Raw genomic sequence first — 24,426 nt, forward strand, 5'->3', positions numbered from 1 at the left:
TAACAACCACTATCCACACATCCTCCAAGTAAAAATAACAATATCTAACTTGGTTGGTTAAGGAAGCAGGGATGAAAAACGTATTAAACGTATTTAAAGCGCTGTTGCTCATGGCAGTCAGTGCTCAGTTGGCTTTTGCTGGAATAACGGATGAAGCTAGCTTTACCAAGGCGCTAGTTGGTAAGAAAACATCGGATAAAGAATTGGCTATCGATTGGGTGATTGAGGCACAGACGGGAGACATGTCGAAACCTATTTTGGATGGCTGGTTAAACGGAGATCTTTACTACTTTAATGAGAAACAGAGCGAGCAGTACAAACAGCTCTACCTCATTCAAAGTATCAAAACAGCGACGTCAGCTCTGTCTGTATGGGATGATTCAACGCTGAATATCGAGAATGCGAGACAGTTTAAAAAGGTTCGCGTGAATAACAAACTTCGCGGGATCTTGCGCGGGGAAATCGCCTCGATTGGACTGAACAGCAGTAATCCTGATGTGCGCTATAAAGCGGTTCTGGATCTGTTAGGTACCAAAGACGCTGATATCATCGAACGCATCGCTGAACTCAGAACCAACGAATCAGATAGCAAAGTGGCAGAGCTGATGGATCTCTCATTGGCTATTTATACCGCCCTTGATCAAAGCGTAACCATTGAAGACCGAGTCACGTCGATTGAGCGAATCGGTGACTTCAAACATTCGGTGGTACTCAAAACCTTGAATCAACTGCTCAACAGCGAACAAGATCCAAAAGTCTTGGCAGCGGCAGAGCGTGCGATGGACGATTATCAACAAAGCCAATCACTCTATTCGGGTGTGGAAACGGTATTCTTCGGCTTGAGCTTAGGTTCGGTATTGGTGCTGGCGGGCATTGGCTTAGCGATTACCTTTGGTGTGATGGGCGTTATCAACATGGCTCATGGCGAGCTGATCATGATTGGCGCTTATACCACCTATGTATTGCAGTTGTTGATGCCGAATCATGTTGGCCTAGCACTGATACTTTCCATTCCAGCGGCATTCATTGTATCCGGATTAGTGGGCATTGCGATTGAGCGAAGTGTGATTCGTCATCTTTATGGTCGCCCATTGGAAACCTTACTCGCCACCTTTGGTATTAGCTTGATCTTGCAGCAAGCTGTTCGTTCTATTTTCTCTCCTTTGAACCGCTCAGTGAGCACGCCTGAATGGATGTCTGGCGCACTTCAATTAAACCCAATGTTATCTCTGACCTACAACCGACTTTATATCATCTTGTTCTGTGGTTTGGTGTTTATGGGCTTATTAATGGTTCTGAAAAAGACACCACTAGGCTTACAGGTTCGTGCGGTTTCTCAAAACCGTGGCATGGCGCGTGCGATGGGTATTCGTTCTGAGCGAGTTGATGCGATGACCTTCGGGTTAGGTTCTGGTGTGGCGGGTGTCGCAGGCGTGGCACTTTCTCAACTGACCAACGTTGGCCCTAATATGGGACAGGCTTACATCATCGACTCATTCATGGTGGTGGTATTCGGCGGTGTTGGCAACCTATGGGGCACGCTAGTCGCAGGTTTAAGCCTTGGTCTGTTCAATAAGATTTTAGAACCATGGGCTGGTGCGGTTCTCGCTAAGATTCTGGTACTGGTTTTCATCATTCTATTTATTCAAAAACGCCCACGCGGACTGTTCCCGCAACGTGGTCGTGCGGCTGAAGGTTAAGGACAACATCATGCAGTCAAAATCATTTGTACTTTCGGCAATGCGAGGTGACAAAGGTGGCCAACTGACCATCCTCGCCATTCTTGCGGCCGTCATTCTTATCCCACTGGCTAACACCATGTTACCAAGTGGGCACCCGCTCCATGTCGAGACTTTCACTATCTCACTAATGGGTAAATACCTGAGCTACGCAATGTTGGCGTTGGCGCTCGATCTTGTGTGGGGCTATCTCGGAATATTGAGCCTCGGCCACGGTGCTTTCTTTGCGCTTGGTGGTTATGCGATGGGCATGTACTTGATGCGCCAGATTGGTGACCGTGGGGTTTATGGTGATCCAGTCTTACCAGATTTCATGGTGTTCCTTGATTGGTCGGCGTTGCCGTGGTTTTGGCAGGGCTTTGATCAGTTTTGGTTCGCCTGTTTGATGGTGGTGTTAGTGCCGGGCGCGTTGGCTTACTTGTTCGGTTATTTAGCTTTCCGCTCTCGTGTGTCCGGGGTGTATCTTTCTATCATGACTCAGGCATTAACTTACGCATTGATGCTGGCATTTTTCCGCAACGAGATGGGCTTTGGTGGCAATAACGGGCTGACGGATTTCAAAGACATCATTGGCCTGAGCTTGCAGAGTGACGCGGTCAAGATAGGTCTGTTTGTCGCGACAGGTATTGCGCTAATCCTCAGCTATATTGCGTGTCGCATGGTGGTGACCAGTCGATTAGGCCTTGTGGCATTAGCGATTCGTGATACGGAATCACGCACTCGCTTTATGGGCTACGACGTCGATGGCATCAAGCTGTGGGTGTTCGTTCTTTCAGCGGTTATCGCGGGTATTGCTGGGGCTTTATATGTGCCTCAAGTTGGCATCATTAACCCGGGAGAGTTTGCACCGCTTAACTCGATTGAGATTGTAGTTTGGGTTGCCTTAGGCGGTCGTGCCACTCTGTTTGGTGCAATCGTTGGTGCGCTGATCATCAACTACGCGAAGAGCTGGTTTACGGTTGAGTTTCCAGAGGTGTGGTTATTTGCTCTCGGTGGACTATTCGTTCTTTCAACCATGTACTTCCCACAAGGTGTGATTGGCTTTGTCAGTGAAAAGTGGCAACAGCTACGCAAGGCATCGAACTCAAAAGGCGAGGAGCAAGGTAAGGATGATCAGCACAAGGCCAAGGAGGTGATCGCATGACCACATTTAATAACGTAAAGGAATCCGTTCAGGCGTTCACTCGTCGAGACGAAGTCTTTGATTACCTCAAACCCGATGTTCATCCTGCCATCGATACTCGTCATAACGTGCTGTTGTATGTCGAAGGCGTCAATAAAAGCTTCGATGGTTTCCAAGCGATAAATGACCTCAACCTCTATATCAAAGAGGGCGAACTGCGCTGCATCATCGGCCCTAATGGGGCAGGTAAAACCACCATGATGGACATCATCACAGGTAAAACTAAGCCGGACACTGGCGAGGTGTGGTTGGGTTCGAACATCAACTTATTGAAGATGAATGAAGCCGAAATTGCCAATGCAGGCGTCGGGCGTAAATTCCAAAAACCGACTGTGATTGAATGTTTAACCGTGTGGCAGAACCTTGAATTAGCCATGGCAGGTGATCGTTCTGTGTGGGCGACGTTCACAGCTGTGATGTCTGGCGAGCAGAAAGACAAATTGACCTCGGTACTTGAGCTGATTCACCTAAAAGACGAAGCGGCGAATTTGGCGGGTAACCTGTCTCATGGGCAAAAGCAGTGGTTAGAGATCGGCATGTTATTGATGCAAAACCCCAAGCTGTTACTGGTGGATGAACCTGTGGCGGGCATGACTCACCAAGAGATGGATCGTACATCGGAGTTACTTAACTCACTGGCAGGCAAACACTCGGTGGTCGTGGTTGAACACGATATGGATTTCGTTCGTTCTATCGCAAGCCATGTCACCGTGCTTCATCAAGGTCACGTGTTGGCCGAAGGCACCATGGACCAAGTGCAGGCTCACCCTGAAGTTAAACAAGTTTATCTCGGAGAATAGGATGTTAGAGGTTAAATCAGTTAATCAATATTACGGTGAGAGCCACACTTTGTGGGACTTGGATATGCAAATCCCAGAAGGTAAATGCACGGTGTTAATGGGGCGCAATGGCGTTGGTAAAACGACTCTTCTGCAATGCATCATGGGGCTAGTTAAAGTCAAAAGTGGTGACATTTCGTTATCGGGTGAGTCGCTTCTTAAAACCGATGCTGAAGAGCGTGCTCGCCAAGGTATCGGTTATGTGCCGCAAGGACGTCAGATCTTTCCGATGCTCACGGTTCAAGAAAACCTAGAAGTAGGCTTGCCGATTCGAGAAAAGGGCGACCGTAAGATCCCTGAGTTCATCTTCGATATATTCCCAGTATTAAAAGAGATGCTGCATCGTCGCGGAGGTGACTTATCTGGTGGTCAGCAGCAGCAACTGGCGATTGGGCGTGCGCTGGTGGTTAATCCAAAACTGTTGATCTTGGATGAACCGACTGAAGGTATTCAGCCTAATATTGTGCAAGAGATTGGTGACATCATTCGTATGCTCAACGAGAAGATGGGACTCACGGTTCTGCTTGTTGAACAGAAGCTGCCATTTGCGAGAAAGGTCGGTGACCGATTTTGCATTCTAGACCGCGGTCGTCAGGTAGCAGAAGGTGAAATGAAAGGGCTCAATGAGTCTTTGATTAAGGAGTACCTAACCGTATGAGCTCTCTATATTCTTCGAGTGAAGCAATAAACACTTCTTTAGCGGGAGTGTTGTCTCTGAATGAGACCATCAAGCAAGATATCCGAGACGGTTGGCAAGCGAGTTTAAACCTCACCTTTGTCGACCGCGGTGATAAAACCGTGTTAAAGAATCGTCAGCAGTTTGGTCCGCTTGCGGTGCAACGCCCCCTGTATCCTGATGGGGAAACGTGTCACACCTACTTACTTCATCCCCCCGGCGGAGTAGTAGGTGGTGACACTCTCAATATTGAAGCGACCATCGAAAGCGGCGCTCATGCGTTGATCACCACACCCGGTGCGACCAAGTTCTATCGTTCTAACAACAAGTACGCCAAGCAGAAGCAAACCCTTCGAGTGAAGAAAGGCGCACGTTTAGAGTGGATGCCGCAAGAGAACATCTTTTTTCCTAATGCACACGTTCGCCTAGACACTGAAATTCGCCTAGAAAAGGGTGCACAGTTTTGGGGGTGGGAGATGCACTGTTTTGGGCGACCTGCACAGAATGAGGGATTTGAGCGTGGTCATCTTGTAGGGAAAACGGAAATCCATCTTGATAATCAAAGGCTTCTTACTGAAGGTTTTAATTTTCACGGTGGTGATAAGTTAATGATAAATATGGGATTACTTGATTATTCAATGATGGGAACCTTTTATATCACCTCAAATGAGAAGCAAGGTTTAGAGTTGGTACAGAGCTTGCTCTTATCTATTACACAGCAAGCTTCACAGCAATCAGTCACATCAAAAACGTCGAGTGAACCCACATTAATATTGGGTGCGACTCAGATAGAAGGATTGATTGTGGTGCGAGCCTTGGGTAATTGGAGTGAAGACATCCTCCAGGCCTTTGGTCAGATATGGCAAGCAACTCGCTCTCATTTATGTGGTACGGCTCCTGACTTACCAAGGATTTGGGCGACTTAGCGATTAGCCCTTTTGTACCTAGGGTGACTTCCGGCTCTAGGTACATTTTTCAAGCTTGCTGTGCTTGAATCCCACTTACTGCTCATGCGTTTTTGAGCACTAAGAAACAACACTAACAGCGGGCGGCTAAATGGAATTAACACCAAGAGAAAAAGATAAGCTACTTATCTTCTGCGCAGGAATGCTGGCACAGCAGCGCAAACAAAAAGGCTTAAAACTTAACTACCCAGAATCTATTGCACTGATCAGTAGTGCCATTCTTGAAGGTGCCCGTGAGGGTAAAACCGTTTCAGAGTTGATGGATTTTGGACGCACACTGCTTACTGTCGATGACGTTATGGAGGGGATCCCTTCCATGATCCCTGATGTACAAGTCGAAGCCACTTTTCCTGATGGCACCAAGCTGGTGACCGTTCATGAACCTATCGTGTAGGGAGAAGTAATATGGCTGGTTCCACAAAGCAATACTCAGGATTCGTTCCCGGAAAAGTCGAAACTGCTTCCGGTGACATCACTCTCAATAAAGGCCGCGACACGACGTCCATTAAGGTGCAAAACATTGGCGATCGTCCCGTTCAAATTGGCTCTCATTACCACTTCTATGAAGCAAATCCTTCGCTGATCTTTGACCGAGAAGCCACTAAAGGCTTTCGACTCAATATCCCTGCAGGCACCGCCACCCGTTTTGAGCCGGGTCAGTCGCGCAGCGTCGAGTTAGTACGTTACGCTGGTAAGTTAGAAATTTACGGCTTCCAAGGAAAGGTGATGGGCAAGATCTAAGCGCTCTCACGGAAACAATAAAAACAACAAAGGATTGAACATGGCGAAGATATCCAAACAGGCTTACGCCGAAATGTTTGGGCCAACAATCGGAGACCGAGTGCGTCTTGCTGACACCGATTTATGGCTAGAAGTTGAAAAGGATTACACGGTATACGGCGACGAAGTGAAGTTCGGCGGCGGTAAAGTCATTCGTGATGGACAAGGGCAAAGCCAACGTCCAAGTGCTGAAACACCTGACTTGGTGATCACTAACGCGATTGTGTTGGACTACTGGGGAATCGTAAAAGCCGATGTCGCCATCAAAGATGGTCGAGTTCAGGCATTGGGCAAAGCGGGCAACCCAGATGTTCAACCAGGCGTTGATATTGTGATTGGTCCGGGCACGGAAATTTTAGCAGGTGAAGGTTCAATTTTGACGGCTGGTGGCATTGATTCACACATCCACTTTATCTGCCCACAACAAATTGAAGAGGCATTGGCGTCAGGTGTGACAACCATGATTGGCGGAGGCACAGGGCCAAACACCGGCACCAACGCGACCACATGTACGCCGGGGCCTTGGAACATGCACCGCATGCTAGAGTCACTCGATCAATTCCCGATGAACTTTGGCTTGTTAGGCAAAGGCAATGCCAGTCAGCCAGAAGCATTGCGTGAACAAGTAGCGGCAGGCGCAGTGGGTTTGAAGTTGCACGAAGATTGGGGAACCACTCCCGCTTCAATCGATACCTGTTTGAGCGTTGCTGACGAGATGGACGTACAAGTCGCGATTCATACCGACACTCTGAACGAATCTGGTTTTGTTGAATCGACACTTGGCGCAATCGGTGATCGTGTGATTCATACTTATCACACCGAAGGTGCCGGTGGTGGTCATGCTCCCGATATTATTCGCGCCGCAGGTGAGCCGAACGTTCTGCCTTCCTCAACCAACCCAACGCGACCTTATACGGTCAATACGGTCGATGAGCATTTAGATATGTTGATGGTCTGTCATCACCTTTCACCGTCAATTGCTGAAGATGTCGCGTTCGCCGAGTCACGTATCCGCCGTGAAACTATTGCCGCTGAAGATATTCTTCATGATTTGGGCGCGTTCTCAATGATCGCTTCTGATTCACAAGCGATGGGGCGCGTAGGCGAGGTGGTAACACGTACTTGGCAAACCGCACACAAGATGAAAGTGCAGCGTGGCAGCCTAAAAGAAGATTCAGACTACAGCGATAACTTCCGTTTAAGACGTTATGTCGCTAAGTACACCATCAACCCTGCGATCACTCATGGTATGTCTCATGAAATCGGTTCGATCGAAGCCGGGAAATTAGCTGACCTAGTTCTATGGAAGCCAGCCTTTTTTGGCGTGAAACCAAGCGTAATTTTGAAAGGCGGCATGATCGCCATGGCGCCGATGGGTGACCCAAACGCTTCAATCCCAACCCCTCAGCCAGTTCACTACCGCTCTATGTTTGGTAGCTACGGCAAGGCGTGTCAGAACATATCGATGTTGTTTGTCTCTAAAGAAGCCAAAGCGCAGAACATCGATAAGAAATTGGGTTTGCAGAGTTTGATTGGTGTTGTCAGCAATTGCCGAAATATCAGCAAATCCGACATGAAGCTCAATGATTGGATGCCGAAGATTGAGGTCGACTCTCAGACGTATCAAGTGCGCGCCGATGGTGAATTGCTGACGTGTGAGCCTGCTGAAGAGCTGCCAATGGCTCAGCGGTACTTTCTATTCTAAGCCTTTGACTAAAGAATCTTATTTTAGTGACCCTATTTTGAACGTTATAAATCTCACAAGGAGATTGAGGTAAAAGCATGATTGAACTGACTCAACTGAATACTCAAATACAAAATGCACCGGACGGCTATTTGAGCCTGCCGATCGATAGCCGCATCAAAAGCCGCCTTAAGGTGATGCTAGATGACGGGCGCAATGCCGGCCTGTTTCTACCACGAGGTCATATCTTGCGTGGTGGCGAACAACTCTCAAGTGAATGTGGTTTAGTCGTAGAAGTGAAAGCGGCACCGGAAACCGTTTCAACCGTTTACTGTGAAGACCCACACTTGCTAACGCGAGTGGCGTATCACCTTGGCAACCGTCATGTTCCGCTGCAAGTGGAAGCGGGCTGGGTGCGTTATCAACACGACCATGTTTTGGATGAAATGGTTGAAGGTTTGGGCGCGACAGTGACTACCGAAAAACAACCTTTTGAACCCGAAGGTGGCGCTTATGGCGGTCGCTCAGGTGGACATCATCACCATCATTAATCGAGTCATTTGAGACTCACCCATTTATAGATACAACCACGATATTAATAACAATAATACCAATCACAGTAAGTAAGTGATCAACAATAGCGCAGAAAAAAGGCTTGAGAACAAGGCATAATTTTTCGATAAGTAGTTATTCTACAATCAAAAATTATAACGCAGTTATCGAGCGTTTTAGCAAGCTAGGGTGAGCAATTATTTACTACGATTGGTATAAAGCAAGGAACTCGCGATGAATTTTAAAACAGCTGCAGGCTTATGCACTTTCACACTAGCTTCTCTAACAACATCAACATTGGCTTTCGCTCACCCAGGACATGGAGCGCACTCAGTTCATGAGTCTCACTCATTTATGTCTGGATTAACTCACCCAGTGACAGGTATGGATCACCTGATCATGTTGATCGCTTTTGGTTTGTTAATTGGCGCACTTTCATTTTCCACCAAGACAAAAGCCGCTCTGATTGGCGGCGGGTTGGCGTCTTTGGTCGTGGGGCTTATCGCAGGCCAAGCCTTAGGTTTCTCTGTGATTGTTGAACCAGCAATCATCGCTTCTCTATTCGTCGTCAGCCTATGTCTATGGCACGTATTCTCACCATCAACCAAGCGTGTAAACAGCGTATTAGTCGCTTCCATTGCGATGTTGTTTTTTCATGGTTATGCACACGGCGTTGAAGCTGCGAGCAACCTAACTCAGTTTGCAACCGGTATGAGCATCACAGCTTTGGCTCTGATGGTTATCGGTACATTTGTCGGCCGCGCGGTTTACTCTAAATGGTTGTCAGTCGGTGTGGCTTCAGCAAGCGCACTATTACTGTTAGGCGCGTAAGCTCTCGAACTTATTTGATTCTAGAAGACTGAGGGCACGGTTATGACCACAACAGAAAATCTCGCCATCTATCGTCTGTTTCAATTGATCAGTCCGTCATTGCCGATTGGTGGGTTCACTTACTCGCAAGGCCTAGAGTTAGCGGTTGAAGCGGGGTGGGTGACCGATCGCAACAGTATGGAACAGTGGCTTAATACCATTGTCAGCTCTAGTGTCGCGACCTTGGAGTTACCTATCTTAGATCGCCTTTATCACGCGCTAGAAAAAGGTGAACTCGATGAGATTGAGCATTGGTGTAACTACTTGTATTCAAGCCGTGAAACCAGTGAATTGCGAGCGGAAGAGAAGCAACGTGGGCAGGCATTAAATACTTTGTTGAAGCGCTTAGATATCGATATTTCGCTGGTGGACTCTGTTGATAGTCACCCAAACCAATTGTTGGGCATGTGTATGGCAGCCCAGCATTGGGGCATTGATTTAGAAAGTCTCAAGCAGGGTTACTTATGGAGTTGGCTTGAAAATATCGTTACCGCAGGCGTGAAACTGGTGCCTTTAGGGCAAACCGACGGGCAGTTGGCATTGATTAACATCACCAACACCTTTCCTGAGGTGATCGAAAAGGCCCGCGTGATAGAAGATTGGATGGTAGGCAGCTTTTCGCCATCAATGGCATTAGCAAGCTCACTGCACGAAACACAATACACGAGACTATTTCGTTCGTAGCGGTCAGCTCGAACGGTGTAGTGAAAAGAATATAAGGAAGTAGACAATGGAAAGTTATAAGCAACCCCTTCGAATTGGTATTGGCGGCCCAGTAGGGTCTGGTAAAACAGCGCTGTTAGAGGTGCTATGTAAAGCTATTCGCGACAAGCTCAACATTGCTGTGGTAACCAACGACATCTACACCCAAGAAGACGCAAAGATACTCACGCGAGCAGAAGCGCTAGAACCGGATCGTATCATTGGTGTTGAAACGGGTGGCTGTCCGCACACGGCGATTCGTGAAGATGCCTCGATGAACTTAGCTGCCGTAGAAGAGCTGGCTAAGCTGCACAAGAACCTCGATGTGGTATTCGTCGAAAGTGGTGGCGACAATCTCAGTGCTACGTTCAGCCCTGAATTAGCCGACCTGACTATCTACGTGATTGATGTAGCGGAAGGGGAGAAGATCCCACGTAAAGGCGGTCCGGGTATTACACGTTCTGATCTGTTGGTTATCAATAAGATCGATTTAGCACCGTATGTAGGTGCGTCGCTTGAGGTGATGGAGCAAGACACACAACGCATGCGACCAACCAAGCCATACGTGTTCACCAACCTAAAAGAGAGCCAAGGGTTGGACTTCATCATCAACTTTATTGTGACGGAAGGAATGCTGACCATGAAGGAGCCTTCTACGACTGAGTCGTGAGTAGGGAGTAAGGTTTGAATCCGTTCGTTTGCTTTTGAAGCCAATAGACACAAAAAAGCCCTATCGATTATCGATAGGGCTTTCTGGTTTTAAATGATTTTCAACGTTTTAGTCGAACCTAAAGCTCGCTCTTAGCGACTCTTGTTGTCACTTGCGATTCAATCACACCATCTTCTACTTGAGTGGTGATCACTTCGCCCACCTCAACATCGTTAATCGATGACACAGTCTTGCTCGATGCGGAATGGGTAATGCTGTAACCACGCTTTAGCGTTGCCAGCGGGCTCACTGTTTCTAACTTCTCGGCAGCCATGGCTAGCTGGTGGCGAGTGGTCAGTAATGTCTTATCCATCGCATCCAATAGTTTTTGCTCTGAACGTTGCAGGTGCAGTTTTTGTTCACCAAGTCGTTTCACTGGCGAGTTCAATTGAAGCTGGTGCTGTTTACGTTCAACACGTTGTGCATGCTGCTTGAGGTATTGAGTCATACCACGACGCAAACGCATATCTAGGTCATCAAGCTGCTGACTCTGCTTTTGCAGTTGGTAACTAGGATGTTGCTTCTCTAAGCGGTACTTCAATGTTTGAGTGGATTGCGCTTGTTTGATTAACACATGACGAATCGCACTGACTAAGCGAGCACGTTTAGACGCAAAAGCTTGTTCTTTATGGCTGTTATCACGGCTAACCAATTCAGCGGCTGCTGATGGTGTTGGAGCGCGCATATCTGCGACGAAATCGGCGATAGTGACATCAACTTCGTGGCCAACTGCACTGATAATCGGGATTTGGCTTGCAGCGATTGTGCGAGCTACGATCTCGTTATTGAAGCACCATAGGTCTTCTAACGAACCGCCGCCACGACCCACGATCAACACATCACACTCATTGCGCTCATTGGCACGCCCAATCGCCTGAGCAATCTGAATTGCCGCCTCTTCGCCTTGAACCATGGTCGGGTAAACCACAACAGGCAATGAAGGATCGCGTCTTTTCAGGACATCAAGAATATCAAACAGTGCTGCACCGGTTTTAGAGGTGATGACGCCAACGCGTTTTGGATGTTCAGGAAGCGGTTGCTTACTCGATTGAGCAAACAGGCCTTCAGCGGCAAGGTTCATCTTCAGCTTTTCAAACTCTTGCTGAAGTTTACCGTCACCCTCTGGCTGCATGCTTTCGATGATCAGTTGGTAGTCACCGCGTGGCTCATAAAGCGACAGGCGAGCTTTGACTAACACTTGATTACCGTTCTGAGGCTTGAAAGTCACACGGCGGTTATTGCCACGAAACATAGCGCACTTAACTTGAGCGCGAGAGTCTTTAAGCGTGAGGTACCAGTGACCAGATACAGGTGCAGAGAAGTTTGAGATTTCACCAACGAGCCAGACTATTCCCATTTCGTTTTCTAATAGGAGACGAACCTCTGAGTTGAGGCGAGAAACAGTAAAGATGTTTGGATTAGTCATAGAAGCACTATCTTTCCTTGAAGGAAGGTCTTTCTTGGAATCTCACAGGGCGTGAGTATGGAAGATAGCGGCAATATAATACATAGCAAGGGGGTAAATGCAAATTAAAAATACAAAAATGTGTAGCCAAGCGATTTCGTTGGCCGTATAATCCGTCCGCAATATCTAATCCAAATGCAGTTCGATTTTCCTTAATTGGCTGCCCTCATTAGGCGAAACGATGAGATTGGATTGTTTCTTTTTACTCCTATTATTGTGAGATATTGCAAATGCTAAGAATTGCCAAAGAAGCGCTGACATTCGACGACGTACTGCTAGTGCCAGCACACTCCACCGTTCTCCCTAATACAGCTGATCTTCGCACTCAGCTGACGAAGAATATTTCCCTAAACATCCCAATGATCTCTGCATCGATGGATACTGTGACAGAAGCTCGCCTAGCGATTGCACTGGCACAAGAAGGCGGAATCGGCTTCATTCATAAGAACATGTCTATTGAACAGCAAGCTGAAATGGTTCGCCAGGTTAAAATTTACGAAGCAGGTGTGGTTTCTCACCCTGTTACTGTAAACCCTGACGCGACAATCGCTGATGTTGTAGCCCTTACCCAAAAACACGGCTTTGCCGGTTTCCCAGTTGTTACTGAAACAAACGAATTGGTTGGTATCATTACTGGCCGTGACGTTCGCTTTGTTACTGACCTTTCTAAGAAAGTTGATGTAGTAATGACGCCTAAAGCTCGCCTTGCTTCTGTTAAAGAAGGTGCAACTCGTGAAGAAGTTCAAGAGAAAATGCATGAAGCGCGTGTTGAAAAAGTTCTTGTTGTAAATGATGACTTCCAACTGACTGGAATGATCACTGCAAAAGATTTCCACAAAGCAGAACGTAAACCAAACGCTTGTAAAGATGAGCGCGGCAGCCTACGTGTAGGTGCAGCTGTTGGTGCTGGTGCTGGTAACGAAGAGCGTGTTGCTGCTCTAGTTGAAGCTGGCGTAGACGTTCTACTTATCGACTCTTCACACGGTCACTCTGAAGGCGTACTTAACCGTATCCGCGAAACTCGCGCTGCATATCCTGATCTACAAATCATCGGTGGTAACGTAGCAACTGGCGCTGGTGCTCGTGCTCTTATCGAAGCAGGTGTTAGTGCGGTTAAAGTAGGTATCGGCCCTGGTTCAATCTGTACGACTCGTATCGTTACTGGTGTTGGTGTTCCTCAAGTAACAGCAATTGCAGACGCTGCTGAAGTGGCAAACGAATACGGTATTCCAGTAATCGCAGATGGCGGTATCCGCTTCTCTGGTGATATCTGTAAAGCTATCGTTGCTGGCGCATCTTGTGTGATGGTCGGTTCAATGTTCGCTGGTACTGAAGAAGCACCGGGTGAAGTTATCCTTTACAACGGTCGTTCTTACAAGTCTTACCGTGGTATGGGTTCTCTTGGCGCTATGTCTCAAGGTTCTTCTGACCGTTACTTCCAATCTGACAACGCCGCAGACAAGCTTGTTCCAGAAGGTATTGAAGGTCGTATCGCATACAAAGGTCGTCTAAAAGAGATCGTTCACCAACAGATGGGTGGTCTACGCTCAAGCATGGGCTTAACGGGTTCTGCAACTGTTGAAGACATGCGTACTAAAGCTGAGTTTGTTCGTATCTCTGGTGCGGGCATGAAAGAATCTCACGTACACGATGTTCAAATCACGGAAGAAGCACCTAACTACCGTTTAGGTTAATAATACGTCCAAACGTTTGAATAATGTGCCGAGTTAGTCGGCACATTATTTTATCTAAAGCCTGTTTTGTTTAGAGAGTGGTTCTCACAAAACATCGTCTTACAGATAACCAACGAAAACGTTTGCTTTATTTCTTGAAGAGTTAATCAGAGGTGAGTAAACTCGCCTCCGTTTTATCACATAGCCAATAAGACTGCTTACAATGACTAAAAATATTCATGACCAACGTATTCTAATTCTGGATTTCGGTTCTCAATACACACAGCTAGTTGCTCGTCGTATTCGTGAGATCGGTGTTTACTGTGAACTTTGGAGCTGGGATGTAGAAGAAGCGGATATTCGTGAATTCAATCCAGACGGTATCATCCTATCTGGTGGACCTGAAAGTGTGACGGAAGAGAACTCTCCGCGCGCACCTCAGTACGTATTTGATTCAGGTGTTCCTGTATTTGGTGTGTGCTACGGCATGCAAACCATGGCAGAACAGCTTGGTGGTAAAGTTGCCGGTTCTAACGAGCGTGAATTCGGCTACGCCGCGGTTCAGGTTACGGGTGATTCAGCATTATTTGCTAACCTTGAAGCGACGCAAGATGTTTGGATGAGCCACGGCGACAAAGTGGTTGAGATTCCTGCTGATTTCATAAAGATCGCAGCAACAGACACTTGCCCATATGCTGCGATGGCAAATGAAGAGAAGAAGTACTATGGCGTGCAATTCCATCCTGAAGTAACGCACACTAAGAATGGTCTTAAAATGCTTGAGAACTTTGTTCTTAACGTTTGCGGCTGTGAGCGTTTATGGACTTCTGAATCCATCATCGAAGATGCGGTTGCTCGTATTAAAGAGCAAGTAGGTGATGATGAAGTTATCCTTGGCCTTTCTGGTGGCGTTGATTCATCTGTAGTTGCAATGCTTGCTCACCGTGCAATCGGTGACAAACTAACTTGTGTATTTGTAGATAATGGCCTTCTTCGTTTGAACGAAGCAGAGCAAGTTATGGATATGTTTGGTAACAAGTTTGGCCTAAACATCATCAAAGTAGATGCTGAAGATCGTTTCCTTAATGCGTTAGAAGGTGAAGCTGAACCGGAAGCTAAGCGTAAGATCATCGGTCACGTATTCGTAGATATCTTCGATGAAGAGTCTAAGAAACTGAAGAATGCTAAATGGCTTGCTCAGGGTACTATCTACCCAGACGTAATCGAGTCTGCTGCTTCTAAGACGGGTAAAGCACACGTAATCAAATCTCACCACAACGTTGGTGGTCTTCCTGATGATATGGAAATGGGCCTTGTTGAGCCTCTACGTGAGCTGTTTAAAGATGAAGTACGTAAGATCGGCCTAGAACTTGGTCTTCCATACAACATGCTTTACCGCCACCCATTCCCAGGTCCTGGTCTAGGTGTTCGTGTTCTTGGTGAAATCAAGAAAGAGTACTGTGATCTGCTGCGTCGTGCTGATGCTATCTTCATTGAAGAACTTCACGCTGCTGACCTTTATCACAAAGTATCTCAAGCATTCACGGTATTCCTACCAGTGCGTTCAGTTGGCGTAATGGGCGATGGCCGTAAGTACGATTGGGTTGTATCTCTACGTGCTGTAGAAACTATCGATTTCATGACGGCTCATTGGGCACACCTGCCATACGACTTCCTAGGTAAGGTATCTAACCGTATTATCAACGAAGTTAACGGCATTTCACGTGTTGTTTACGATATTTCTGGTAAGCCACCAGCAACTATCGAGTGGGAATAATCTCTTAGAGAATTAGCCAACGTTGATTGAAATCTTAAAAGCCTCGAACTCTGTTCGGGGCTTTTTTCTTTCTTATTCAGGTATTAAAGAGTCATATCGAACGGTTAGGAGCCAAACTAGTCGAAAATTAGACATCGCCTCAAGAAACAATGAGACGCTTTGTTGTGTTGGACTATACATAAAAATATCACTCGCAATTTTTATAAATTCATACCACACCAGCTAGGCCATTTCACATGTGACGCATACTCTTTGATGGACTTATTAAGGACAGATAAGAGAATCCACCATGTTAAAAATTAAATATTTGGCGGCAATACTTGGATGTACATTAGCAGCCCAAAGCCATGCGTCTTTGAACATCCAACCTGATCCGCAAAACCCGAATGGTTACCTTGTTGAGAAGTCGGCATTACAAGCTGCTGAACAGGTGAAAACCTCCGACCCTATGTATGCGATCTGGTCACAGGCCCTTCAAACTCGTTCTAACACTATCGTTGAAGCGATTGAACCCGGTTCGCCTTCTAACCCTGAAAACGTAAAGCGTGTTGAGCGTGTATTTCCTCAATCTGAATGGGACTTCCTTACTCAGATGGCAGCGCCAGAATACACTTACACTCGCTTCCTGCGTGCGATTGGTAAATTCCCAGCCTTCTGTGGAGAGTACACAGATGGGCGAGATTCTGATGCTATCTGTAAGAAATCCATCATCACCGCTTTTGCTCACTTCTCTCAAGAGACGGGCGGTCACATCGCAATCGACAACACTTTTGATAACCCATTAGCTCTAGAAGAGTGGCAGCAAGCGCTGGTACATGTTCGTGAAATGGGATGGTCTGAAGGGCAAGAAGGCTACACCACAGGTTGTGGCCAGAACGATTGGCAAAATGAACGTTGGCCTTGTGCCACAGGGCAGGGCTATTTCGGACGTGGTGCTAAACAGCTTTCTTACCATTTTAACTACGGTGCGTTCTCGGAAGTGATGTTCGATGGTGATGCGACGGTTCTATTGAATAATCCGGCCTTAGTGGCTGACTCTTGGTTAAACCTAGCTTCTGCTATTTGGTTCTTCCTTACTCCTCAAGCACCTAAACCTGCAATGTTGCACGTAATCGACCGTACATGGACGCCATCTCAACGTGAATTGGATGCCGGTATTGGTTATGGCTTTGGTACTACTATCAACGTGATCAATGGTGGAATTGAGTGTGGTGAGCAGAATAAAGACAAAGGTCAACCCGTTAACCGAATTCGTTACTGGGAAGGCCTAGCGGCTCACTATGAAATTCCTGTAGAAGCGGACGAGCAGAACACGTGTTGGCAGCAAACCCCTTACGGAAGCTTAAACCTCAACGGTGCCACTGACGTGCTATACACTAACTGGGATGGTAACTGGAAATACTACGCAGATCGCCCCGAAGGTTACTCATTTGAATGTGAGCTTGTTGGTTTCCAAACGGCATATTCAGCGTTGGTTGCTGGAGATTACGAGAAGTGTGTGACCAACTTCTACGGTTCTCACGCGAGCTGGCCTGAAGTGAAAGTGGTCGACAAGCTTGATCCGGTAGACCCAGGGACAGATCCCGGTGGCAACGGTTGGAGCGCGACTAAGGTATACAACGCTGGTGATCAAGTGACTCATAATGGCGTAACCTACGAAGCGAAATGGTGGACACAAGGTGATGACCCTGCCAATGGCGGCCCTTGGAAATTAGTTGCCGGTGAGCCTACACCTGTCGATCCTGATCCGCTAGACCCAAGCCCTGTTGAACCGCCAGTGATTGAGCCACCAATTGTCGTAGATCCATCGGTGTTTATCACATGGGAAGCGGGCGTGAGCCAAGTGAGTAATGGCGACAAGGTGACAAATAACGGCAAGTGCTTCGTGGCTAAAAATGGCCCTGGCGTATGGGAAAGCCCTGTTCAATCGAATTGGTTCTGGGATGAAATAAATTGCGATTAATAGGCGACGACTTTAATAAGTTGAGGTATTAAATCTATTGATCTGATTACCCAACATTATTCAAAAGCCGAAAGTTTTTACTTTCGGTTTTTTGTTTCTGACTATGCAGATCAGACACAAGCTCTAAGTTAAAAATCGAGCTAACGCAACAGATCTATATCAAGCTATTGAAAGGGCATTGCCGTTATTAGGTGTGTTTTTGTTGTGTTGACAATGGTTAAAGTACAGCAAATGGAGTCAAAGGATCATAGTAGGCCAAAAACTATTTCTGCGGATATAAAAATGGGCCTCAGCTTAACGCTAAGACCTAAACCTGAAGGCGGTATTAGAGGTGAGTAATTCACGTTGCCTCTCTCTCGGTCTGAATGCAATTTGCTGACCGACGTTCTTATGCGTAATTGGGTCGTAGTGAATACGAGTATTTTTGGACTGAGGTCATTGTTAGTAAAACTTTTACTAAATTAAGCTGGTGAAAACGTTTTAATTTAACTCCATCACGTTTTTTATGGGCTTTTTACAGTGGTGTGTGATCCACTTAAAATAATGCTATTGGCTGTTTTATGTAGCAGGTTAAAGAGGGGGGGGATGTGTCGATTGATGTATGTGACGGGCACAAAAAAGGCCACCTTCAACAAAGGCAGCCTTTATTTATCTATTTGATATATTTAATTATTTTGTTGTATCGCGCAGCTTGAGTTTACTTGGTACATAGACGCGTAATGGGATGGTTCGGCCGTCACGTACTTTCTCGATCAACAGGTTAACGCCTTGAATTCCCATTAATTCAGAGTGAATACAAACAGTCGATAAAGATGGGAAGGTAAATTTAGCGGTTGGGATGTCATTGACACTGATCAGCGCAATGTCTTCAGGAATGCGCAATCCGTGCTCATGAATCGCTCGTAAAACGCCAATAGCGATGGAATCTGATGCAATAAACATGGCTTTCGGGTAATTGCCGCTCTCTAGCATTTTCTTCGCTAGGTCGTAGCCCGACGAGCTAGAGAAGTCACCACGGTAGATGTCTTGCTCACTGACAACATTTTTGAGGCCACCGTATTCAGCAAAAGCCACTTCGCGAATATCAGAGGTGTTAATGTCGTCTTGTCCACCAATGAAACCAATCCGTTGATAACCTTGGTTAATGAAGAAGTTGGTGATCTCTTTGCTGATACGAGCAAGGTCGATATCGACAGAATCATAAGGTTCTGAGTGATCCGTAAAGTCGACGTAGCAAATATTATCGGTGAGATTTTTTGCTTGCTCGATAACTTCTTGTGTCATTCTACCGACTAATAAAATACCGGTAATATTGCTAGAGTTAACTTGTATTTTGCTTTCATAACAATTGGTTAGTCCAAGTTCCATTTTTTCGCATTGAGTTTCAATACCATGGCGAATGGATAGGTAGTAAGGGTCGTTAACTTCCGCTTCTTGCTTGTAGTTGTACAGAGCAAGGAAGTGGTGGTTCTGCTTTTTACCGCTAACAGATTTACGTGAGCTGTTGGTTTTGTATTCCAATTTCTCGGCAATTTCAAAGATCCGCCTCTTGGTCTCTTCCTTGACGCTTAATGTTGGATCTTCATTGAGAACCCGGGAAACGGTAGCTAATGAAACATTTGCTTCAGTCGCGATATCTTTTAACGTTGCCATACTCACTTCCTGTTCTTGGAACATTGCGCTGCTTTGAAATTCGTCTTTAGTAAAAAAGCAATGCACCTCTTAATTCTACAGACCTATTGTAATCAAACTGAAAGCCAATGCATTAACTTTTAGTAAAATAAATGCTCAACACATCTGTGATGTCTCAAATCTAACTATCTATAATTATATTATTAAAATTCAATGAATTAGAAGTTAACAGCTATACGTTCTCTCTATGTCATGTCAGTACCAATGATGCGATCTGTGTAAACGTTTACACTTCGTGATTTTGATCACAGAATTATAGTCAAAATGGCTGCTACTATTTCTGACATACGGTGCTACTGAGCTGAATGTCAGTTCGAGTTAGCCCACGAATGACGACAAAGAGAGGTTGATTGTGAAAGTATTGGTTACGGGCGGCATGGGTTACATCGGAAGTCATACATGCATTCAAATGATGCAAGCGGGCATAGAGCCAATCATTGTAGACAACCTTTGCAACAGCAAAGAACTCGTACTGGAGCGAATCAATGCGCTAACCGGTCAAACACCAACATTTTACCTTGGAGATATTCGTGATGAATCTTTCCTAGATAGCGTGTTTGCCAAGCATGACATTCAAGCGGTGATTCATTTTGCTGGCCTAAAAGCGGTAGGAGAATCAGTTGCTAAGCCTTTGGAGTACTACGATAACAACGTCAATGGTTCTCTGGTCCTAGCGCGTAGCATGAAGAAAGCGGGCGTGAAAAGCATCGTATTTAGTTCTTCGGCTACCGTTTACGGTGACCCTGAAGTTGTACCTATTACTGAAACTTCACCAACTGGCGCGACAACTAACCCTTATGGACGCAGCAAATATATGGCGGAAGAGTGCTTAAGCGATCTGTTCAACGCGGAAAACGACTGGAGCGTCACTTTACTGCGCTACTTTAACCCTGTTGGCGCACATCCGTCAGGCATCATGGGTGAAGATCCACAAGGCATTCCAAACAACCTAATGCCGTTCATCGCACAGGTTGCCGTTGGCCGTAGAGATAAGCTTTCTATCTTTGGAAACGATTACCCGACACCGGATGGAACTGGCGTTCGTGACTACATCCACGTGATGGATTTAGCTGATGGCCATGTCGCGGCATTAAAAGCGGTGGGCGAGAAAGCGGGCTTACATATTTACAACCTAGGTACAGGCAAAGGCTCAAGCGTACTCGAGATGGTTGAAGCCTTCGCACAAGCATCGGGCAAACCGGTTTCTTATGAACTTTGTCCACGCCGCGCTGGTGACATTGCCGAATGCTGGGCAAGCACAGACAAAGCAGAGCGTGAGTTAGGTTGGAAAGCAACTCGCAGCGTGATGGAAATGACGGCGGATACGTGGAACTGGCAATCGAATAACCCGAACGGCTACTAGTCTGTGTAATTGAAGTCGCAGCGTTGTTGGTTGCAACTCCAATTTTATTGGTGAATGCAGATGAAGAGATATTTGGAATCTCCTTGTAGAAGAATTATTCATCTTGGTGAATTGACCAAGACACAAAATTTGAGAGCAATCTAAACATGTCAAAAGTTGAATTTAACCCAGTAGACCACCCGCATCGTCGTTATAACCCACTAACGGGTCAGTGGATCTTAGTATCACCGCACCGTGCTAAACGCCCGTGGAGTGGTCAAGACGAGAAGCCATCGACTGAACAACTTCCTGAGTACGAGAAAGAGTGTTTCTTGTGCCCAACTAACACACGTATCTCGGGTGACGAAAACCCGGATTACGATGGTACTTACGTATTCAGTAACGATTTCGCGGCGTTGATGCCTGATTCACCTGACGCTCCAGAGTCTGAAAACCCTCTATTCAAGACTCAAGGTGTTCGCGGGTTGAGCCGTGTTATCTGTTTCTCTCCGGACCACAGCAAAACGCTGCCAGAGTTACCGGTCAATAAAATCCGTGGTGTGATTGATACCTGGAACGAGCAGATTGAAGAGCTAGGTAAGGATTACCTATGGGTTCAAGCCTTCGAAAACAAAGGCGAGACAATGGGCTGTTCTCAGCCTCACCCACACGGTCAAATTTGGGCGAACAGCTTTTTGCCAAACGAGATTGAACGTAAAGAAAAGCTTCTAAAAGAATACTTCGAGCAACAAGGTTCAAACCTATTAGTGGATTACGTTGAAGCTGAAATGAAAGACGGCTCTCGCACTGTGGTTGAAACGGAACATTGGATTGCTGTGGTTCCTTACTGGGCAGCATGGCCATTCGAAACTATGTTGCTGCCAAAAACACACATTCGCCGTATGAGTGAACTGACTGAAGAACAACGTGATGACTTGGCACTTGCGATTAAGAAACTGACCAGCCGCTACGATAACTTGTTCCAATGTTCATTCCCATACTCGATGGGTTGGCACTATGCGCCGTTCTTTGAAGAAGGCACCGACATCGACCATTGGCAACTGCACGCGCTTTTCTACCCGCCACTACTACGCAGCGCATCTGTTCGTAAGTTCATGGTGGGCTACGAAATGTTGGCGGAATCGCAACGCGATTTGACCGCAGAACAAGCGGCGCAACGTCTTCGCGATTTGAGTGATGTTCACTACAAAGAGCAGTGATACCTGCTTCGTAAATAACAAACGAGATAGAGAATCTCATAGAATTAAAGTGGTGCCATGAAGGGACCACAATTGAACAAAGAGTTTAAGCAGAGAGTTTACTTATGTCTGATCTAATCCAAAACGTGAAAGCATCTTTTGAGCAAGTCCTTGGTTACCAAGCGACTTACATCGTTCAAGCGCCTGGTCGTGTGAACCTGATTGGTGAACACACTGACTACAATGATGGTTTTGTTCTACCGTGTGCCATTAACTACCAAACCGTTGTCGCAGCAGCAAAGCGCGATGACAACATGGTGCGTGTGGTGTCTGTCGACTACGATAATGCGGTAGACGAATTCGATATCACGCAAGAGATTACTTTCCAACAAGACAAGATGTGGGCGAACTATATTCGTGGCGTGGTGAAGTGCTTAATTGGTCGTGGCTATGAGTTTAAAGGTGCGGATATTTCTGTAGCCGGCAACGTGCCTCAAGGTGCCGGTTTAAGTTCTTCTGCGGCTCTGGAAGTGGTCATTGGACAGACATTTAAGGTACTTTACAACTTAGAGATAAGTCAGGCTGAAGTTGCGCTAAATGGTCAGCAAGCGGAAAACGAATTTGTAGGCTGTAACTGCGGCATCATGGATCAAATGATCTCGGCAGAAGGCCTTGCGAATCACGCGATGCTTTTGGATTGCCGTAGCTTAGAAACTCAAGCGGTTTCAATGCCAGAAGATATGGCTGTGGTTATCATCAACTCAAACAAGAAACGCGGCTTAGTCGACAGCGAATACAACACGCGTCGTGAGCAGTGTGAAGAAGCAGCGCGTATCTTTGGTTTTCCTGCGCTTCGTGATGTGACCATTGAACAATTCAAAGCGAAAGAGTCTGAGTTAGATGAAGTGGTCGCGAAACGTGCTCGTCACGTGATTACTGAAAACGACCGAACCGTTGAAGCGGCTCAAGCTCTGTGCACTCACGACATGAAGCGTATGGGTGAACTGATGGCTGAATCGCATGCATCAATGCGTGATGATTTTGAAATCACGGTGAAAGAGATTGATACGCTGGTTGATATGGTCAAAGCAGTGATCGGTGAACAAGGTGGCGTGCGTATGACTGGCGGTGGTTTTGGTGGTTGTATTGTGGCATTGGTTCCACCTGCATTGGTTGATGAAATCAAAACAACTGTTGAACAGAAATATCAAGCGGCGACGGGTCTAAAAGAATCTATTTATGTGTGCCAAGCGAAAGACGGAGCAGGCTTAGTTGAAGTAATCTAACGGCTTCGAGACTTAATATAAAGCTTACCAAGTAAAAAGATCATGGTAGGCCAAATGCTAAAGCCTTTACTTCAGGTAGAGGCTTTTTACTGGCACTAGAAGGAATTTAGAATGACACAAGAGCAAAACCTGCATCAATCCATGACGCAGACTCCAGCCTATGATGGCGAACCCGCTCAGTTAGTGACGCTATCAAATACGCATGGCATGCAGGTGACATTCATGGATATTGGTGCAACATGGTTGAGCTGTATCCTGCCAGTAAAAGGAAACAAAAGAGAAGTTTTGTTGGGTGTTAACTCAATGGAGAACTTCGATAAACAAGCCAGCTATATGGGCACAACCGTTGGCCGTTATGCTAACCGCATTGCTAATGGTCGTTTCAAAATTGATGGTCAGAATTACAAGCTGGAAACCAACCAAGCGGGCAATACCTTACATGGTGGTCCGGACGGATTTGATAAACGCCGTTGGAATATTGCCGAGCAAACCGAAACGTCAGTGGTGTTTACTCTTTAGTCTGCTGATGGCGACCAAGGATTCCCGGGGAATTTGAATGTGTCGGTGCGTTATGACATCACCGAAGACAATCGAGTATCCATTCATTACTCTGCAACCACAGACAAGCCGACCGTAGTCAACCTAACGAATCATGCGTACTTCAATCTACTTGGCGCAGAAGCTGGACACGATTGTTTGTCACACATTGTCAGCATTAACGCCAATCAATTCTTACCGACCAACTCGGTAGGAATTCCATTAGGTAACCTAAAATCGGTGAAATCGACCAGCTTCGACTTCAATCAGCCTATAATGATCTCAGAGCGTCTGTTGGGTGATGAACAGCAGAAAGCAGCAAAGGGTTACGACCACTCTTTCTTATTGGCTGACGGCTGCAAACGCACTCAATGCGCCGCGACCATAACGTCACCGGATGCGCTCGTCACACTAAAAGTATTTTCAACCAAACCTGCGATGCAGCTATACACTGGGAACTGGCTTGGTGGCACACCAAACCGAAGTGGTGGCAGCTATGAAGACTACGCTGGTTTGGCGCTAGAAACCCAGTTCTTACCTGACTCTCCTAACCACCCAGAGTGGAAGCAGGACAGTTGTATTCTTAAGCCTGAACAAGAATATAACTACAGTACCTGCTACCAGTTTGAATTTTCGGGGGATTCTTCAAACTAGTACGCTCTAGCTCAAAGCGGTGATGCCAATGTCTTTTGCTTGTGAATAGGACGATGTGAGTTATTGCGTTGTTCTTGGGGGATGAGCAAAAGTGGCACCTAGTAATCTATTACCTCATAGGGAGTGATTGTTGGACAAG

The 24,426-nt window shown here is 46.4% G+C and carries 20 protein-coding genes and 1 pseudogene; 19 read left to right on the plus strand and 2 right to left on the minus strand.

All coding sequences use genetic code 11. The features are described from left to right. The first annotated feature begins 71 nt into the window (after window positions 1-71). From urtB to ureG, 12 genes are all read left to right on the plus strand, one after another. Complete coding sequence (gene urtB / locus WR49_RS08035; protein ID WP_046223654.1) at window positions 72-1,700, plus strand: urea ABC transporter permease subunit UrtB; 1,629 nt, start codon at window positions 72-74, stop codon at window positions 1,698-1,700. 10 nt (window positions 1,701-1,710) lie between these two features. Then, window positions 1,711-2,883: an urea ABC transporter permease subunit UrtC gene (gene urtC / locus WR49_RS08040; protein ID WP_046223655.1), complete on the plus strand. Its 1,173-nt coding sequence runs from the start codon at window positions 1,711-1,713 to the stop codon at window positions 2,881-2,883. Then, window positions 2,880-3,722 carry an urea ABC transporter ATP-binding protein UrtD gene (gene urtD / locus WR49_RS08045; protein ID WP_046223656.1) on the plus strand — a complete coding sequence of 281 codons (843 nt, stop codon included), beginning with the start codon at window positions 2,880-2,882 and terminating at the stop codon, window positions 3,720-3,722. The genes urtC and urtD overlap by 4 nt, the downstream gene beginning before the upstream one ends. Window position 3,723: 1 nt before the next feature. Then, a complete protein-coding gene (urtE, locus tag WR49_RS08050; RefSeq protein WP_046223657.1) occupies window positions 3,724-4,419 on the plus strand; it encodes an urea ABC transporter ATP-binding subunit UrtE in 696 nt (231 codons plus the stop codon). Beyond that, a complete protein-coding gene (locus WR49_RS08055) occupies window positions 4,416-5,363 on the plus strand; it encodes an urease accessory protein UreD (protein WP_046223658.1) in 948 nt (315 codons plus the stop codon). Before urtE ends, WR49_RS08055 begins: the two co-directional genes overlap by 4 nt. Window positions 5,364-5,493: 130 nt before the next feature. Continuing rightward, a complete protein-coding gene (gene ureA / locus WR49_RS08060; RefSeq protein WP_004735119.1) occupies window positions 5,494-5,796 on the plus strand; it encodes an urease subunit gamma in 303 nt (100 codons plus the stop codon). Window positions 5,797-5,807: 11 nt separating this feature from the next. After that, window positions 5,808-6,143 (plus strand): urease subunit beta, encoded by a 336-nt coding sequence (locus WR49_RS08065; RefSeq protein WP_046223659.1) that lies wholly within the window; start codon window positions 5,808-5,810, stop codon window positions 6,141-6,143. A 40-nt stretch (window positions 6,144-6,183) separates the two neighbouring features. Then, complete coding sequence (gene ureC, locus WR49_RS08070) at window positions 6,184-7,887, plus strand: urease subunit alpha (protein WP_046223660.1); 1,704 nt, start codon at window positions 6,184-6,186, stop codon at window positions 7,885-7,887. Between the two features lie 77 nt (window positions 7,888-7,964). Beyond that, entirely contained in the window at window positions 7,965-8,417 is a 453-nt protein-coding gene (gene ureE / locus WR49_RS08075; RefSeq protein WP_046223661.1) for an urease accessory protein UreE, read from the plus strand. Between the two features lie 235 nt (window positions 8,418-8,652). Next, entirely contained in the window at window positions 8,653-9,249 is a 597-nt protein-coding gene (locus WR49_RS08080) for a HupE/UreJ family protein (RefSeq protein WP_046223662.1), read from the plus strand. A gap of 42 nt (window positions 9,250-9,291) precedes the next feature. Further along, window positions 9,292-9,972: an urease accessory protein UreF gene (locus tag WR49_RS08085; RefSeq protein WP_046223663.1), complete on the plus strand. Its 681-nt coding sequence runs from the start codon at window positions 9,292-9,294 to the stop codon at window positions 9,970-9,972. A gap of 46 nt (window positions 9,973-10,018) precedes the next feature. After that, window positions 10,019-10,660 carry an urease accessory protein UreG gene (gene ureG, locus WR49_RS08090; RefSeq protein ID WP_004735125.1) on the plus strand — a complete coding sequence of 214 codons (642 nt, stop codon included), beginning with the start codon at window positions 10,019-10,021 and terminating at the stop codon, window positions 10,658-10,660. A gap of 118 nt (window positions 10,661-10,778) precedes the next feature. Here the strand turns inward: ureG and xseA are convergent, their stop codons facing one another. After that, window positions 10,779-12,125: an exodeoxyribonuclease VII large subunit gene (xseA, locus tag WR49_RS08095; RefSeq protein WP_046223664.1), complete on the minus strand. Its 1,347-nt coding sequence runs from the start codon at window positions 12,123-12,125 to the stop codon at window positions 10,779-10,781. A 269-nt stretch (window positions 12,126-12,394) separates the two neighbouring features. Between xseA and guaB the strand changes: the two genes are divergently transcribed. The 3 genes from guaB (at window position 12,395) to WR49_RS08110 (ending at window position 17,577) form a co-directional block, all read left to right on the plus strand. Continuing rightward, window positions 12,395-13,858: an IMP dehydrogenase gene (gene guaB / locus WR49_RS08100; RefSeq protein WP_017056214.1), complete on the plus strand. Its 1,464-nt coding sequence runs from the start codon at window positions 12,395-12,397 to the stop codon at window positions 13,856-13,858. Between the two features lie 202 nt (window positions 13,859-14,060). Continuing rightward, a complete protein-coding gene (gene guaA, locus WR49_RS08105; RefSeq protein ID WP_017056215.1) occupies window positions 14,061-15,614 on the plus strand; it encodes a glutamine-hydrolyzing GMP synthase in 1,554 nt (517 codons plus the stop codon). A gap of 289 nt (window positions 15,615-15,903) precedes the next feature. Next, a complete protein-coding gene (locus WR49_RS08110) occupies window positions 15,904-17,577 on the plus strand; it encodes a chitinase (RefSeq protein ID WP_046223665.1) in 1,674 nt (557 codons plus the stop codon). A gap of 669 nt (window positions 17,578-18,246) precedes the next feature. On the opposite strand, the gene ebgR is transcribed toward WR49_RS08110, so the two are convergent. Continuing rightward, window positions 18,247-19,230 (minus strand): transcriptional regulator EbgR, encoded by a 984-nt coding sequence (gene ebgR / locus WR49_RS08115; RefSeq protein WP_046223666.1) that lies wholly within the window; start codon window positions 19,228-19,230, stop codon window positions 18,247-18,249. 391 nt (window positions 19,231-19,621) lie between these two features. On the opposite strand from ebgR, the gene galE reads away from it, so the two are divergent. From galE to galM, 4 genes and pseudogenes are all read left to right on the plus strand, one after another. Further along, on the plus strand, window positions 19,622-20,632 hold the full coding sequence (galE, locus tag WR49_RS08120) for a UDP-glucose 4-epimerase GalE (protein ID WP_046223667.1): 1,011 nt from the start codon (window positions 19,622-19,624) through the stop codon (window positions 20,630-20,632). Between the two features lie 146 nt (window positions 20,633-20,778). Next, window positions 20,779-21,831: a UDP-glucose--hexose-1-phosphate uridylyltransferase gene (locus WR49_RS08125; protein WP_046223668.1), complete on the plus strand. Its 1,053-nt coding sequence runs from the start codon at window positions 20,779-20,781 to the stop codon at window positions 21,829-21,831. A 104-nt stretch (window positions 21,832-21,935) separates the two neighbouring features. Then, entirely contained in the window at window positions 21,936-23,096 is a 1,161-nt protein-coding gene (galK, locus tag WR49_RS08130) for a galactokinase (RefSeq protein WP_046223669.1), read from the plus strand. 111 nt (window positions 23,097-23,207) lie between these two features. After that, a pseudogene (gene galM, locus WR49_RS08135) lies at window positions 23,208-24,287 on the plus strand (galactose-1-epimerase). Window positions 24,288-24,426: the final 139 nt, after the last annotated feature.

The sequence above is a fragment of the Vibrio sp. ECSMB14106 genome, assembly GCF_000972265.1.
Lineage (GTDB): Bacteria > Pseudomonadota > Gammaproteobacteria > Enterobacterales > Vibrionaceae > Vibrio > Vibrio kanaloae.

Coding starts and splice junctions, on each gene's coding strand:
- WR49_RS08125 (WP_046223668.1), top strand. CDS start 20,779: ATGTCAAAAGTTGAATTTAACCCAGTAGACCACCCGCATCGTCGTTAT.
- urtE (WP_046223657.1), top strand. CDS start 3,724: ATGTTAGAGGTTAAATCAGTTAATCAATATTACGGTGAGAGCCACACT.
- xseA (WP_046223664.1), bottom strand. CDS start 12,125: ATGACTAATCCAAACATCTTTACTGTTTCTCGCCTCAACTCAGAGGTT.
- WR49_RS08085 (WP_046223663.1), top strand. CDS start 9,292: ATGACCACAACAGAAAATCTCGCCATCTATCGTCTGTTTCAATTGATC.
- urtB (WP_046223654.1), top strand. CDS start 72: ATGAAAAACGTATTAAACGTATTTAAAGCGCTGTTGCTCATGGCAGTC.
- WR49_RS08110 (WP_046223665.1), top strand. CDS start 15,904: ATGTTAAAAATTAAATATTTGGCGGCAATACTTGGATGTACATTAGCA.
- WR49_RS08080 (WP_046223662.1), top strand. CDS start 8,653: ATGAATTTTAAAACAGCTGCAGGCTTATGCACTTTCACACTAGCTTCT.
- galK (WP_046223669.1), top strand. CDS start 21,936: ATGTCTGATCTAATCCAAAACGTGAAAGCATCTTTTGAGCAAGTCCTT.
- ureA (WP_004735119.1), top strand. CDS start 5,494: ATGGAATTAACACCAAGAGAAAAAGATAAGCTACTTATCTTCTGCGCA.
- guaB (WP_017056214.1), top strand. CDS start 12,395: ATGCTAAGAATTGCCAAAGAAGCGCTGACATTCGACGACGTACTGCTA.
- ebgR (WP_046223666.1), bottom strand. CDS start 19,230: ATGGCAACGTTAAAAGATATCGCGACTGAAGCAAATGTTTCATTAGCT.
- urtD (WP_046223656.1), top strand. CDS start 2,880: ATGACCACATTTAATAACGTAAAGGAATCCGTTCAGGCGTTCACTCGT.
- WR49_RS08065 (WP_046223659.1), top strand. CDS start 5,808: ATGGCTGGTTCCACAAAGCAATACTCAGGATTCGTTCCCGGAAAAGTC.
- ureG (WP_004735125.1), top strand. CDS start 10,019: ATGGAAAGTTATAAGCAACCCCTTCGAATTGGTATTGGCGGCCCAGTA.
- WR49_RS08055 (WP_046223658.1), top strand. CDS start 4,416: ATGAGCTCTCTATATTCTTCGAGTGAAGCAATAAACACTTCTTTAGCG.
- urtC (WP_046223655.1), top strand. CDS start 1,711: ATGCAGTCAAAATCATTTGTACTTTCGGCAATGCGAGGTGACAAAGGT.
- ureE (WP_046223661.1), top strand. CDS start 7,965: ATGATTGAACTGACTCAACTGAATACTCAAATACAAAATGCACCGGAC.
- ureC (WP_046223660.1), top strand. CDS start 6,184: ATGGCGAAGATATCCAAACAGGCTTACGCCGAAATGTTTGGGCCAACA.
- guaA (WP_017056215.1), top strand. CDS start 14,061: ATGACTAAAAATATTCATGACCAACGTATTCTAATTCTGGATTTCGGT.